Annotated in this window: 10 protein-coding genes; all 10 read left to right on the top strand. The window is 49.9% G+C overall.

Features of this window, described 5'->3' with window-relative positions:
* The first annotated feature begins 37 nt into the window (after positions 1–37).
* The 10 genes from HZ996_12630 (at position 38) to HZ996_12585 (ending at position 14,136) form a co-directional block, all read left to right on the top strand.
* Positions 38–1,813: a long-chain fatty acid--CoA ligase gene (locus HZ996_12630; GenBank protein ID QTN39953.1), complete on the top strand. Its 1,776-nt coding sequence runs from the start codon at positions 38–40 to the stop codon at positions 1,811–1,813.
* A 111-nt stretch (positions 1,814–1,924) separates the two neighbouring features.
* On the top strand, positions 1,925–2,368 hold the full coding sequence (locus HZ996_12625; protein ID QTN39952.1) for a winged helix-turn-helix transcriptional regulator: 444 nt from the start codon (positions 1,925–1,927) through the stop codon (positions 2,366–2,368).
* The gene (locus HZ996_12620) at positions 2,365–4,767 is read left to right on the top strand and encodes a 3-hydroxyacyl-CoA dehydrogenase (protein QTN39951.1); all 2,403 of its coding nucleotides are present in this window, start codon (positions 2,365–2,367) and stop codon (positions 4,765–4,767) included. The genes HZ996_12625 and HZ996_12620 overlap by 4 nt, the downstream gene beginning before the upstream one ends.
* 15 nt (positions 4,768–4,782) lie before the next feature.
* On the top strand, positions 4,783–5,961 hold the full coding sequence (locus HZ996_12615; GenBank protein QTN39950.1) for an acetyl-CoA C-acyltransferase: 1,179 nt from the start codon (positions 4,783–4,785) through the stop codon (positions 5,959–5,961).
* Between the two features lie 23 nt (positions 5,962–5,984).
* A complete protein-coding gene (locus HZ996_12610) occupies positions 5,985–7,772 on the top strand; it encodes an acyl-CoA dehydrogenase family protein (protein ID QTN39949.1) in 1,788 nt (595 codons plus the stop codon).
* Positions 7,773–7,853: 81 nt separating this feature from the next.
* Positions 7,854–9,083 carry an insulinase family protein gene (locus tag HZ996_12605; protein ID QTN39948.1) on the top strand — a complete coding sequence of 410 codons (1,230 nt, stop codon included), beginning with the start codon at positions 7,854–7,856 and terminating at the stop codon, positions 9,081–9,083.
* A gap of 1 nt (position 9,084) precedes the next feature.
* Positions 9,085–9,729: an O-methyltransferase gene (locus HZ996_12600; GenBank protein QTN39947.1), complete on the top strand. Its 645-nt coding sequence runs from the start codon at positions 9,085–9,087 to the stop codon at positions 9,727–9,729.
* A 70-nt stretch (positions 9,730–9,799) separates the two neighbouring features.
* Positions 9,800–10,813, top strand: a complete 1,014-nt coding sequence (locus HZ996_12595; GenBank protein QTN39946.1) for a choice-of-anchor J domain-containing protein — start codon at positions 9,800–9,802, stop codon at positions 10,811–10,813.
* 112 nt (positions 10,814–10,925) lie between these two features.
* Positions 10,926–11,930, top strand: a complete 1,005-nt coding sequence (locus HZ996_12590; protein QTN39945.1) for a T9SS type A sorting domain-containing protein — start codon at positions 10,926–10,928, stop codon at positions 11,928–11,930.
* Positions 11,931–11,997: 67 nt separating this feature from the next.
* Positions 11,998–14,136 (top strand): PKD domain-containing protein, encoded by a 2,139-nt coding sequence (locus HZ996_12585; GenBank protein QTN39944.1) that lies wholly within the window; start codon positions 11,998–12,000, stop codon positions 14,134–14,136.
* The last annotated feature ends 16 nt before the right edge of the window (positions 14,137–14,152 follow it).

The raw sequence follows: 14,152 nt of genomic DNA, 5'->3' as shown, positions 1-14,152 counted from the left end.
ATATTTAGGAACTGAATTGAAAGAAAAAACGACCGATATGGAAATTAAAAGGCTCTTTGACTTCCCTTATTACGCCTTGGCACATCACCCCAAGAAGGATGCCATCGCCAGCAAAGTGAATGGGAAATGGGTCCATACTTCTACCCAAGAATTCGTCGACCAAGCCAATAAAATTTCTCGTGCCCTGCTGCGTATGGGCCTGCGGCCCGATGATAAAATCGCGATGATTTCCAACAACCGTACGGAGTGGAACATCGTTGACATGGGAATACTTCAAATTGGAGCACAGGACGTGCCGATTTATCCGACGGCCTCAGAATCTGATTACAAGTACATCTTTAACGATGCGGGCATCAAGCTCTGTTTTGTGTCGGATCGTGAGCTATACGAAAAGGTTATGCGGTGCAAGCCCGAAATTCCATCACTCGGCGAGGTCTACACCTTTGATGAGGTTGAGGGAGCAAAGAACTGGTCCGAAGTACTGGCTCTTGGGGAAGATGCGAGCAATCAATCTGAGGTGAAAGAACTCATGGATAAGGTCAAATATGAAGACCTAGCGACCCTGATTTACACCTCGGGTACGACCGGGACGCCTAAAGGGGTGATGCTCAGCCACAGCAATATTGTGAGCAACGTGATGGGCAGCCGTCCACGCCTTCCGGTAGATGCTCAGGCAAAAGGAGTGAGCTTCTTGCCGCTCTGCCACATCTATGAGCGAATGATTATCTACTTATATGTCTATTCAGGAGTGTCCTTGTACTACGCTGAATCACTGGACACGATCGGGGATGATATTCGCGAAGTGCAACCCGAAGTCTTTACGGCCGTGCCACGACTTTTGGAGAAAGTATACGACCGCATAATCGCCAAGGGAGAGGAATTGACTGGTGTTAAAAAAGCACTCTTTTTCTGGGCGGTAAGCGTAGGAGAAGAATACGATGTGGTCGGAAAGTCAGCCTTCTATAAAATGAAGCTGGGTATTGCCCGAAAACTAATCTTCAGCAAGTGGCAAGAAGCGCTTGGAGGTAAGGTGAAAGCAGTTGCCTCTGGAAGTGCCGCGTTAAATCCCAAGTTGGCTCGGATCTTCTTAGCTGCGGGCATTCCGGTGCAGGAAGGATACGGATTGACCGAAACCTCTCCTGTAGTTTCTGTAAACGGTGATAACGACAATGACCGCCGCATTGGAACGGTGGGGCCGATACTCGAAGATGTTGAAGTGAAGATTGCGGACGACGGCGAAATCCTTGTGAAAGGACCAAACGTCATGATGGGATACTACAACAAACCCGACGTTACGGCTGAAGTCATCACGGATGGATGGTTCCACACTGGAGATATAGGCAAGATCGTCGAAGGTCGATTCCTCAAGATTACCGACCGGAAAAAGCAGATCTTCAAGACCTCAGGTGGAAAGTACATTGCGCCTCAGATTATGGAGAACACCTTTAAAGAAAGCCGTTTCATTGAGAATATTATGGTGATAGGTGAAGGTCAGAAACACCCGTCGGCCTTCATTCAACCCGATTTTGCTCACTTGCGGAACTGGTGTGAAATAAAGGGCATTGAGTACAGTACCAATGCGGAGATGATTCACGATGAGCGAATCATCAAGCGGTACCATAAAGAAGTGGACAAGAAAAACGAGCCCTACGGAAATTGGGAGAAGATCAAGCGCTTTGAGTTGACTCCCGAAGTTTGGACGGTCGAAGGTGGGGAGATGACACCGACCATGAAGTTGCGTCGGAAGCCCATACTCGAAAAATACGCCGCTTATTACGAGAAGATCTACGGAGAGGCTCCGATGCAGAAATAAGCGAAATACTTCAGATTCAAGGGAATCCGTTCGAACCATTCGGGCGGATTCTTTTTTATTTAACACAAAGTACTATGCTTGCATAATATATTTTTTATATCTTCGACAACGATGAAAAGAGAAGAGACCATTGATTTCCAGGTAAAAGCGCTGTGGCACAGCATTGCCAGGATGTATAATGAAGAGGCTGAGAAATACGGTGGAACCTTGACGATTGCCTATGTGCTTTTGAATGTCGATCCAGAAGGAACGCCATCTACGGCCTTGGGTCCTCGCATCGGAATGGAGCCCACTAGTTTGTCTCGAACCCTGAAGAATATGGAAGAGAAGGCCCTCATTGAGCGCAATCCAAATCCAGCAGATGGGCGTGGCGTACTGGTGACCTTGACCGCCGAAGGAAAGAAAAAGAGAAAGGTGTCTAAGGATGCCGTGGTCAACTTCAATGAACGGATTAAGTCCGTTGTGCCAGACGCCGACATGAAATCCTTCTTTAAGGTCATGGACGCCATTCAACAAATGATCAACGAAAAGCAAATACACTTAGCAGACGTATGAAACGTACCATCAAAAAAGTTGCGGTCCTCGGTTCGGGGATCATGGGGTCACGCATTGCGATGCACTTTGCGAATATTGGCGTAGAAGTGCTCCTTTTGGACATCGTCCCCTTTGAGTTGACGGAAGCTGAAGAGAAAAAAGGCTTGACGAAAGAACATCCGGCCGTGCGAAATCGCATTGTGACGGAATCTTTCCAAGGAGCCTTGAAATCAAATCCGTCACCGATTTACAGAAAGAAATACGCCGATCGAGTTTCCCTCGGAAACTTTGATGATGACCTTCACCGCATCAAGGATGTGGATTGGGTCATCGAGGTCGTTGTGGAGCGCCTAGACATTAAGAAGCAAGTCTTCGATAAGGTGGAGCAACACCGTAAGCCAGGCACCTTGATCTCGAGTAATACGTCTGGGATTCCGATCCACTTGATGTTGGACGGACGAAGTGACGATTTCAAAAAGCACTTCTGCGGAACACACTTCTTCAACCCACCGCGCTACCTGCGCTTATTGGAGATTATCCCCACTCCTGAAACAGATCCGGAAATCACCGATTTCCTCATGGAGTACGGAGACTTGTTCTTGGGAAAAACGACCGTTCTGGCGAAGGATACACCGGCCTTCATTGCCAATCGTATTGGAGTGTACAGCATCATGAGCTTGTTCCACTCGGTCAAGGAACTCGGCTTAACGGTTGAGGAAATTGACAAACTCACGGGACCTGTATTGGGCCGTCCGAAATCAGCGACCTTCCGCACCTCGGACGTCGTAGGTTTGGATACCCTGGTACACGTGGCCAACGGGCTTAAGGAGGCCGTGCCCAACGATGAAATGAATGCGCTCTTTGCGCTTCCGGATTTCATCCAGCACATGATCGACAACAAACTGCTCGGGTCTAAAACGGGAGCCGGTTTCTATAAGAAGGTCAAAGGAGAGGACGGAAAGTCTTCCATTCTGACCTTGGATTTAGAAACACTTGAGTACCGCGAGAAGAAGCGCGCCAAGTTCGCCACTTTGGAAATGACCAAGCCAGTAACGGATTTGCGGGAGCGCGTTCCGATGTTGGTGAAGGGCAAGGATAAAGCCGGCGAGTTTTATCGCAAGATGTTTGCCGGTGTCTTTGCCTATGTGAGCCATCGCATCCCTGAAATTTCAGATGATCTTTTCCGAATCGATGACGCCATGAAGGCTGGTTTCGGATGGGAGCTCGGACCTTTTGAATATTGGGACTTGATCGGAGTCAAAAAAGGACTCGAATTGATCGAGGCTGAAGGACTTACCGCAGGAGATTGGGTGACCGAAATGGTCTCATCGGGCCGTGAGGCCTTCTACCAAATCACCGACGGTGAATTGGAGTACTACGACATACCGTCTAAAGCAACGGCGAAAGTGCCCGGACAAGATGGATTTATTATTCTCGACCGAATCCGTGAAAGCAAGACGGTTTGGAGCAATGCCGAGTCCGTCGTGGAAGACTTGGGAGACGGCATCCTCAACTTTGAGTTCCGTTCCAAAATGAATTCTCTAGGCAGCGGTGTGATTCAAGGGCTCAATAAGGCCATTGACTTGGCTGAACAGGATTACCGCGGGCTGGTGATCGGAAACCAAGCAGCGAATTTCTCTGTAGGAGCCAACTTGGGGATGATCTTCATGATGGCCATCGAGCAGGATTATGATGAGTTGAACTTCGCCATCAAGATGTTCCAGGACAGTATGATGCGCGTGCGTTACTCGAGCATTCCGGTGGTTGTAGCACCACACGGCATGACCCTCGGAGGAGGATGCGAAATGACCCTTCATGCCGACCGCGTTCAGGCGGCTGCAGAGACCTACATCGGACTTGTGGAGTTTGGTGTTGGGGTGATCCCGGGTGGAGGTGGAACCAAGGAAATGACCTTGCGTGCCGCTGAACGCTACATGAAAGATGACGTGGAGCTCAATGCTCTGCGCGAGTATTATTTGAACATCGGTATGGCCAAGGTGGCGACCAGTGCTTCAGAGGCCTTCGATATGAAGGTATTGCGCGAAGGTCAGGACCACATTTCCTTGAACAAGGATCGCCAGATCGCCGATGCAAAGGCTGGAGCCATTGAATTGGCCGAACTGGGCTATACACAACCGGTTCGCAAGAAGGTGAAGGTGTTGGGTAAGCAGGCGCTCGGAATGTTCTACATCGGAGCCCATGCCATGACCAGCGGCCACTACATCAGCGAGCACGATGAGCTTATCTCCCGCAAACTGGCCTATGTAATGGCTGGAGGGGATTTGAGCGAGCCTGCACATGTAAGTGAGCAGTACCTCTTGGATTTGGAGCGCGAGGCCTTCTTGAGCCTCTGTGGGGAACGCAAGACCCTCGAGCGCATCCAGCACATGTTGAAAACCGGTAAGCCCTTGCGCAACTAAAAATCGACGACAAAGATGGAAGCATATATCGTTAAAGGATACAGAACAGCAGTAGGGAAGGCGAATCGCGGACAGTTCCGATTTAAGCGCCCGGATGATTTGGCCGCGGAGACCATTCAAGGTCTAATGAAAGCGGTTCCAGAATTAGACCCTAAACGGGTCGATGATGTCATCGTCGGAAATGCCATGCCCGAAGCAGAGCAGGGCCTCAACGTCGGACGTTTGATCTCGCTTATGGGACTTAACGTAGTCGACGTTCCCGGAATGACGGTGAACCGTTACTGCAGCAGTGGACTGGAAACCATTGCCATTGCCACAGCGAAAATTAAGAACGGCATGGCCGATTGCATCATCGCTGGAGGAGTGGAAAGCATGAGCTACATCCCCATGGGTGGATACAAAGTAACCCCCAACTTGGATGTGGCCCGGAACAATCCGGATTGGTACTTCTCCATGGGTTTGACCGCTGAGGCGGTGGCCAACGAATTTAAGGTGGCCCGTGAGGACCAGGATGAGTTTGCCTACAACTCCCACATGAAGGCCTTGAAGGCCATCGAAGAGGGGCGATTCAAGGATGACATTCTTCCGATCGATGTCGAAGAGGTTTACTTGGACGAAAACGAAAAGCGTCAGACCCGAACGCATGTAGCGGATACAGATGAAGGTCCACGTGCTGGTACCAATATGGCGGCCCTAGGGAAACTACGTCCCGTATTTGCTCAGGGCGGAAGTGTCACAGCGGGTAACTCCTCACAAACCAGTGATGGGGCGGCCTTTGTGATTGTGATGAGCGAACGCATGGTCAACGAATTGGGCTTGAAGCCGATTGCGCGCTTGGTGAGCTATGCCGCCATGGGGGTAGAGCCTCGAATCATGGGTATCGGTCCCGTGAAGGCGATTCCTGCCGCATTGAAACAGGCGGACATGAAGCTCGCTGACATTGACCTCATTGAGCTGAACGAGGCTTTCGCTTCTCAGTCCTTGGCCGTTTTGCGCAAGTTGGACATCAACCAAGAAATCGTCAACGTGAACGGAGGGGCCATTTCACTGGGTCATCCGCTTGGGTGTACAGGAGCCAAGTTGAGCGTGCAGCTATTCAACGAGATGCGCCGACGAGGCAACAAATACGGAATGGTGACCATGTGCGTGGGAACCGGACAAGGTGCTGCGGGCATCTATGAATTCATCAATTAAGAAATGATTTAATACACGATATAATGGCACTCAAAGGAGGAGAATTCCTAATCAAAGACGCAACACCAGCAGAAGTCTTCATTCCCGAAGACTTTAACGAAGAACAACGCATGATGGCGGATGCCGCCACGGAATTCATTGAAAAAGAAGTCGTTCCTCAGCGCGAACGCTTCGAGAAGAAGGACTATGCCTGGACGGAAGAGCTGATGAAGCAGCTCGGAGAAATGGGCTTGTTGGGTATTGGGGTTCCGGAAAATTACGGTGGACTCGGAATGGACTTCAACACCACCATGCTGATTTGCGATCGCGTGAGCGGAGTCAGTGGTTCCTTGTCTACGGCCTACGGAGCACACACGGGAATTGGAACACTGCCCATCTTGCTGTACGGTTCAGAAGAGCAAAAGCAAAAGTACTTGCCGAAGTTGGCCAGCGGAGAATTCATGGGATGTTACTGCTTGACCGAGCCGGGAGCCGGATCAGATGCCAACAGTGGTAAAACCACGGCCGTATTGACTGATGATGGGGAGCACTACGTCATCAACGGTCAAAAAATGTGGATTTCCAATGCTGGGTTTGCTGACCTATTCATCGTTTTCGCTCGTATTGAAGACGATAAAAACATCACGGCGTTCATCGTAGAAAAAGGAGCAGAGGGGCTGGAGCTCAACGAGGAAGAGGATAAACTCGGAATTCGCGCGAGCAGTACCCGTCAAGTCTTTTTCAACGATGTCAAGGTACCGGTGAGCCACATGTTGAGTGAGCGTGGAAATGGCTTTAAGATCGCCATGAACGCATTGAATGTTGGACGAATCAAGTTGAGCGTAGCATGTCTCGACAGCGTTCGCCGTATTTCGACCTTGTCGACTCAATATGCAAACGAGCGTCACCAATTTGGTCAGCCGCTTTCTAGTTTCGGAGCCATCAAGGTAAAGCTGGCGGAAATGGCATCTAAAATTTATGCCTCTGAAAGCTTGACCTATCGTGCCGGTCAGGATATCGAAGATAAAATCAACCAATTGGTCGCTGAAGGAGCGGATCCACAAACTTCTAAGTTGAAGGGTGTTGAAGAATACGCCATCGAGTGTGCCATTGCTAAGGTACACGGATCTGAAGTCTTGGACTACGTTGTGGACGAGGGTGTTCAGGTCTACGGTGGAATGGGATTCTCAGAAGATGCACCGATGTCGGCGGCTTACCGCGATGCCCGAATTGCGCGCATCTATGAAGGTACCAATGAAATCAACCGCATGCTGACCGTGGGGATGATTTTGAAAAAGGCCATGAAGGGAGAGTTGGATTTGATGACTCCAGCGATGAGTGTAGCCAACGAGCTCATGTCGATTCCGAGCTTTGATACCCCAGACTACAGTGCTCTATTGGCTGCTGAACTGGAAGTGTTAGGCAAGCTCAAGAAAGCCATTTTGATGGTGGCTGGAAAGGCAGTTGAATCCTTCGGAATGAACATTGAAGCGGAGCAAGAGGTGATGATGAACGTAGCCGACATGATCATTGAAACCTATGCCGCGGAAAGCGCTATCCTGCGCACCTTGAAACTGGCCGAAAAGAATGGTGAGGACAAGGTGAAAGGCCAGATTGCCATGACCCAGTTGTACGTCTACAACGCCATTGAAGAAGTGGCACGTGCAGGTCGAGAGGCGGTCGGTTCCTTTGCGGAAGGAGACGAGCGCCAACTCTTGATGATGGGATTGAAGCGCTTTACCAAGCCAACCAACATCAATGTCAAAGAAGTACGCCGCGCAATTGCTGAAGAGCTGATTGCCGCCAACAAATACTGTTTTTCTATTTCCTAATAGGAAGTAGTCTGTTTTGGTTAATGTAGGGAGTCCCGACTGTGGTGGTCGGGACTTTTTCTTTCCCGTATCTTCGCGCCCATGGAAGTCCTGCGTTTTGAGCTAGCAAACGGCATACGCGTCGTTCATGCACCGATTGATCGGCCCGTAGCCCATTGCGGACTCTTCATCGATGCGGGCAGCCGAGATGAGCGTCCGGAAGAGCAGGGTATGGCCCATTTCATCGAGCATATGATGTTCAAAGGGACCTCCAAGAGAAAGGCCTACCACATCTTAAGCCGAATGGAAGACGTGGGCGGTGAATTGAACGCCTTTACAGGGAAGGAAGACACGACCCTGCACACTTCATTTTTATCCGCGTATTACGGACGGGCCATTGAGCTGATGAGCGATATTTTGCTCAATCCCAAGTTCCCAGCTAAGGAAATTACCAAGGAAAAAGCGGTGATTGTCGATGAGATCTACAGCTATGAAGACTCTCCCAGTGACCTCATTTTCGACGACTTCGAAGAAATGCTCTTCCCGGATGACGCCATCGGAAAAAACATTCTAGGCACTCCCGAAATCGTGCGCAGCTTCAAAGCGCCCATGCTCCGCGCCTTTCGCAAGCGGAGGTATGCTCCAGAGGAACTCGTTTTTGCCAGCGTTGGCCGAATCAGCGAAAAGAAATTGCGCAAGTACCTCGAAGAACATTTGGGTGGGCACAAGCTCCCGGCGGAGTCTTCGGAGCCGCGCATCGCGCCGCAGGCGCACCGTCCTCAAGAAAAAATCATTCAGCGCGAAACCTATCAAAGCCATTGTATCCTGGGGAACCGGTGCTATGATGCTTTTGACGAACGCCTGACGGGGATGGCCTTGCTCAATAATTTGCTGGGTGGGCCGGGTATGAATTCCCGTTTAAACCTCAATGTTCGAGAGCGTTACGGATTCACCTACCACATCGAGAGCTACTACCAGGCTTATAGTGACACGGGCGTGTTCGGCATCTACCTCGGTACGGACAAAGGACAGATGCAGCGCTCACTGGACTTGGTACAGCGAGAGCTCAAGAAACTGCGCGAAAAGCCTTTGGGGGTCTTGCAGCTCAGTCGGGCGAAGAAGCAGCTGCTCGGACAGCTGGCCATCGCCACCGAAAACAACGGCAGCCTTATGCTCGCCTTGGGAAAAAGTCTGCTGCAGCGCGATCGCTTTGACTCCATTGAGGAGCTCGCCGCGAAAGTAGAGGCGGTAAGCGCCGCGCAAGTTCAAGAACTGGCCAAAGATATTTTTGACCCCAGTCAATTGAGTACCTTGGTCTATCAAGCCAAATAAAATGGATTTTCTAGACCCCAGAATCGAAGACTACTCTGAGCAGCACAGCTCCCCGGAGAGCGAACTCCTGCAACGCATCAACCGTGAAACCCACATGCAGGTCCTCAATCCGCGCATGTTGAGCGGCCCCCTTCAGGGCCGGTTTTTGTCCCTGATTTCGCAAATGATTCAGCCCAAGTATATTCTTGAGGTCGGGACCTACACGGGTTACAGCGCTATTGCTATGCTTCAGGGCCTACGGCCCGATGGCGAACTCCACACCATCGATCGCGATGAAGAGCTCGCCGATCGCGTGTCCGGATATTTTCAAGAGGCCGATGGCGGAGATCGCATCCATTCGCATATCGGTGATGCGCGCGGTATTTTGGAAGACCTTAAACGACCTTGGGATCTGGTTTTCTTGGATGCCGATAAGGAGAACTACAGCCACTACTACGATCAGGTGATCGACGACCTTCAGCCTGGGGGATATTTACTTGCGGATAATGTGCTTTGGAGCGGAAAGGTGTTGGAGCCTGCTGCATCTGGGGATGTGGACACCGCTGGGTTGCAGGCCTTTAATGCCAAGATTCAAGACGATGACCGCGTGGAGAATATGCTTCTTCCTCTGCGCGATGGACTCATGATGGTCCGTAAGAAAGCATGATAATTGTTTACGGCTTTGCGCTAAGAAATGGTTAACTTTGTGCTACGTTTATTAACTCAAACACTTATTTATGAAGAGAATTTCTATGCTTTTTGCAGCAGTTATCGCTTTCGGATTTGCTTCCGCTCAGAACGATACTCTGTTGTGGATGAACTTTGAAAATGCAGATACTGCATTGATCGTGGCCGGTGCGCCATCTGGAAATGATGACCCAAACTGGATCAACTTGGATTTCGACGGATTGGCAGATGCGAATGGTCGTCCACAAGAGTGGTTCTTGTCTTTGGGATACGCTGACGTAGATTCAACCAACATCGTATTGGGTTCAAGCTCATGGTTGGCTGGATTCTTGCCAGGAAACCGCAACTACTTCATTTCTCCACAAGTTACTTTGGGGAATGACGCTTCTGAGTTGCGCTGGAAATCAGCTTCTCGCCAGACTCCATTGTACATCGATGGATACGCTGTAGTTGTTTCTACCACAGATAACTTGGAGACGAGCTTCACGGATACTATTTTCCGTGCAGGTCAATTCTTGGGTGCTGATTCAGATTCTTCTGGAGCAAGCCCAATCCCACAGTTCAACTGGTACGTATTCAGCGCTGGTTGGGTACAAGGATTTGACGGAACTGGTATCCAGTACGATCCAGGTGCAGATTCAACTCGTTTTATCGGTGAGTTGACTGAGCACACTGTAGATATGTCTGCCTACAACGGTCAGTCTATCCACATTGCTTTCATCCACAACTCAGATGATGACAACTTGATCTCGATTGACGACATCTTGTTGCTCGGAACCGATGCTTCTAGCATCGAAGAGAATAAGTTGGAAGCATCCATCCAGATGTTCCCTAACCCTGCGACGACTATCTTGAACGTTGAGTACGAATTGACCGTGTCTACTGAAGTCAATATCGTAATCACCGACATGCAAGGTCGTACAGTTGCTGTTCAGAACTTGGGAGATCAAGTTCCTGGAACATACGAGACCACTCAAGACGTTTCAAACTTTGCAGCTGGCGCGTACAACATGACCATCGAGGCCATGGGTACTAGCTTCACCAAGAATTTCGTTGTGAAGTAATTGAACGTTTTTATCGTTTTAAAAGGCCGTCCCGTTGGGGCGGCTTTTTTTATTTCAGAAAAAACAGGCCCCTCATTTTCAGATGTTTCGCATCGCTTCTTAAATTAGACACATGAAACGCACTCTACTCATTGCCACCTTGGTAGGGGCCTTCATAACCGCCTTTGGACAGAACGACACCATTTTCTATCTGGACTTCGAGTCGGGAGTGATGCCTACTAACTTTGTGGATACCCAGGATACAGCGGACATTACCGTTTGGCAGAACTACAGTCTAGACAGCATTCCCTCCGCCAACGGCTTAGATCCGAACTGGTTCTTAGGACCTGGAATTGCCAATGTGGATACGAGCAATACGGTGATCGCTTCGACTAGTTGGCTCGAAGGCTTTGCCCCTGGAAATCGCAATTACCTGATTTCGCCCGCCTTCTTTTTGGTTGACGATTGGACCAACTTAAGCTGGTACTCGGCCAGCAGGCACGCACCGATCTACCTCGATGGTTACTCCGTAGTCGCCAGTACCACGGGGAGTCGTCCAGAAGACTTTACGGACACGTTGTTCCGTGCAGCCCAGTGGATTGGATCGAATCCCAACCCAACCACGGACAGTCCGGTCCCGGTCTTCAATAACCATCGCTACAGCGAGGGGTGGGTACATGGATATGACGGTACCTACCTTGAAATCGACGGCGACTCACTGAATTGGCGGTGCGTACTCCAGCCCCATACGGTTTCCTTGAGCCAGTACGAAGGCATGAATGTCCGGATTGCCTTTGTCCACGACAGCGATGACGACAACATCATCTCCCTCGACAAGATTTTGCTTCGCGGTACCAAGATCATCGGATTGGAAGAAGAGGAGGCCCTACGGGCCGATGTCTATCCGAATCCTGCCGTAGGCAGTATCAACCTCCGCTTTACAACCGAGGAGCTCTCAGCGTGTACCTGGAAGCTTCATGACCTTCAGGGAAAAGTTGTTTCAGAGGGCCAACTCGGTACATTAATGCCCGGAACGCATACCGTCGAAGTTGATTTAGCTGGACTTTCTTCCGGGACCTATCTCCTTCACTACCAGGTCGGCAGCACTTCAGATTCCCGAGAGATTATTGTACATTAGAACATTAATGCGGTAAGATTGCTATTATTCTACCAACCGCATTTCTCCCTCGTTCGTCAATTCTGGTATGAAGAAGCTCTGGATCTACTCAATCATTTGCATGCTTCTGATCCCATTGGGTTCAGATGCTTGGCATATTGTGGGTGGTGAGATCTACTACGAGTGCATCGGAAATGACGATTACATCATCACCCTTAAGGTGTATCGCGATTGCAATAGTCAGGGAGCTCCATTTGACAATCCAGCTACGGTAGCTGTGTACGATAGCGCTGGCTTTTTGGTCACGACCGTTCAGATGTTCAGCCCAGCGATTACTACGGTTCCTCCGTACATCAATAACCCTTGCTTAACCAGTCCACCGAACGTCTGCGTCGAGGAAGGAATCTATGCCGAAATCGTCAACCTTCCGCCCATAGCCGGTGGGTATACCCTCGTGTATCAACGCTGTTGCCGAAACGCGAGTATCAACAATATTTTCTTGCCGGAAGAGCAAGGGGCCACATACGCTACAACCATTCCAGGCCCTCCTTATCACTGCAACAACTCGGCCTTTTTCAACAATTTTCCACCTATCGTTCTGTGTACCAATGACACCTTGGATTTTGATCACAGCGCTACTGATTTGGATGGAGATTCTCTGTACTATCGTTTTGCCACACCTTACAACGGAGGCTCCCAAATGAATCCAGCGCCGAATCCGCCGCTGCCGCCACCCTTTCCCAACGTGCTGTGGAATCCGGGATACACCATTCAGTACCCCATTGATGCGAACCCGGCCTTCGTCATCGATTCAAGCTCTGGTCAGCTTACGGGGTCTGCAACCTTAATCGGTCAATATGTGGTAACCGTTGTGGCAGAAGAATACCGGAACGGTGTCCTTTTGACCGAAAACCGCAGAGACTTCCAATTCAACACGGCCGTGTGTTTGAGCGCCACGGTTGCAGGCATTACACCGCAAACTCAGTTCTGTACGGGAACAACCTTCAATTTCAACCACCAGAGCCTGTTTACGTCCTTTTATTACTGGGATTTTGGCGATCCAACCACCACTACGGATACCAGTACATCACCGAATCCGACCTATACGTATCCCGACACCGGTACCTACATGGTTACTTTGGTGGCCAATCCCGGTTATTACTGTGCAGATACCATTACGACCTGGATTGAAATTGCCGAAGGAATCCCGGTGGATTGGTCGTATACAGGAATTGACTGTATCGATGGAAACGCCTTGGATTTCACGGTGCTGAGCCAGCACACTCCTGATGCTGTTTTTGATTGGGACTTTGGAGATGGTACTACCAGTCAAGTATCCAACCCATCCAAGTCCTATGCTGCTCCTGGAGAGTATTTGGTGACCTTGACCGTGAGCGAAAATGCCTGCACGACTTTTTTGACGGATACGGTTCGAATTTTTCCCGAGGTGGAGCCTGATTTCGATACGGATACGGTTGTGGGTTGTGCGCCTTTGACGGTTCAGTTTGTGGACAACATCAACACTTGGGTAAACATCAGTTATCTCTGGGAATTTGGAGATGGTTCGGCCAGTACGGCCAGTAGTCCTACACATACCTACAACCTCCCTGGAAGCTATGATGTCCGATTGACCATTGAAGTCTTGGAGGGCTGTGTAGACACCCACGTGGTGGTCATTGAGGATATGGTTGTCGTGGATCCGAGCCCTATTGCCGGATTTGTGGTAGATCCAGAGGTTACCTCATTTTTTGAACCAACTGTGGTGGTACAAGACACGAGTATAGGTTCGTATTGGACCACGTTTGACATGGGAGACTCCACCGTTTATTCGGCTTCGTATTTTGAGCACCGATATTTGGAGGACGGGAATTATACCGTCCGGCAAGTTGTTGGAAATGAATTCGGATGTACCGATACCATGTATCGGACGGTAGTCGTTCAGCCTGAGTATTTACTCTATGTACCGAATGTGTTTACGCCGAATCAAGATGGATTGAACGAGTCTTTTGCCCCAAAAATATTTGGAGAAGTGGACTATCAGTTCTCGGTATTCAGCAGGTGGGGGGATCTCGTGTTTTATTCGGAAATCGTTGGCGAAGGTTGGACAGGATTGGACGCCAAGAAGGATCGACCCGCACCGCAAGACACGTATTTGTGGGAAGTTAAGGTCATGGATGTCAATGGCGCTACCCATCGCGAAACAGGATTTTTCTCCTTGATTCGTTAAAGGGTCCCTCAAAACC

The sequence above is a fragment of the Cryomorphaceae bacterium genome (genome assembly GCA_017798125.1).
Classification (GTDB): Bacteria; Bacteroidota; Bacteroidia; order Flavobacteriales; family ECT2AJA-044; genus ECT2AJA-044.
Note: the sequence above shows the minus strand (reverse complement) of the source record. Positions and strands in the feature narration are given on the sequence as shown.

What these genes read in the sequence shown, in the direction of transcription:
- HZ996_12630 (QTN39953.1), top strand. Translation starts at nt 38, where the DNA reads ATGGAAATTAAAAGGCTCTTTGACTTCCCTTATTACGCCTTGGCACAT.
- HZ996_12625 (QTN39952.1), top strand. Translation starts at nt 1,925, where the DNA reads ATGAAAAGAGAAGAGACCATTGATTTCCAGGTAAAAGCGCTGTGGCAC.
- HZ996_12620 (QTN39951.1), top strand. Translation starts at nt 2,365, where the DNA reads ATGAAACGTACCATCAAAAAAGTTGCGGTCCTCGGTTCGGGGATCATG.
- HZ996_12615 (QTN39950.1), top strand. Translation starts at nt 4,783, where the DNA reads ATGGAAGCATATATCGTTAAAGGATACAGAACAGCAGTAGGGAAGGCG.
- HZ996_12610 (QTN39949.1), top strand. Translation starts at nt 5,985, where the DNA reads ATGGCACTCAAAGGAGGAGAATTCCTAATCAAAGACGCAACACCAGCA.
- HZ996_12605 (QTN39948.1), top strand. Translation starts at nt 7,854, where the DNA reads ATGGAAGTCCTGCGTTTTGAGCTAGCAAACGGCATACGCGTCGTTCAT.
- HZ996_12600 (QTN39947.1), top strand. Translation starts at nt 9,085, where the DNA reads ATGGATTTTCTAGACCCCAGAATCGAAGACTACTCTGAGCAGCACAGC.
- HZ996_12595 (QTN39946.1), top strand. Translation starts at nt 9,800, where the DNA reads ATGAAGAGAATTTCTATGCTTTTTGCAGCAGTTATCGCTTTCGGATTT.
- HZ996_12590 (QTN39945.1), top strand. Translation starts at nt 10,926, where the DNA reads ATGAAACGCACTCTACTCATTGCCACCTTGGTAGGGGCCTTCATAACC.
- HZ996_12585 (QTN39944.1), top strand. Translation starts at nt 11,998, where the DNA reads ATGAAGAAGCTCTGGATCTACTCAATCATTTGCATGCTTCTGATCCCA.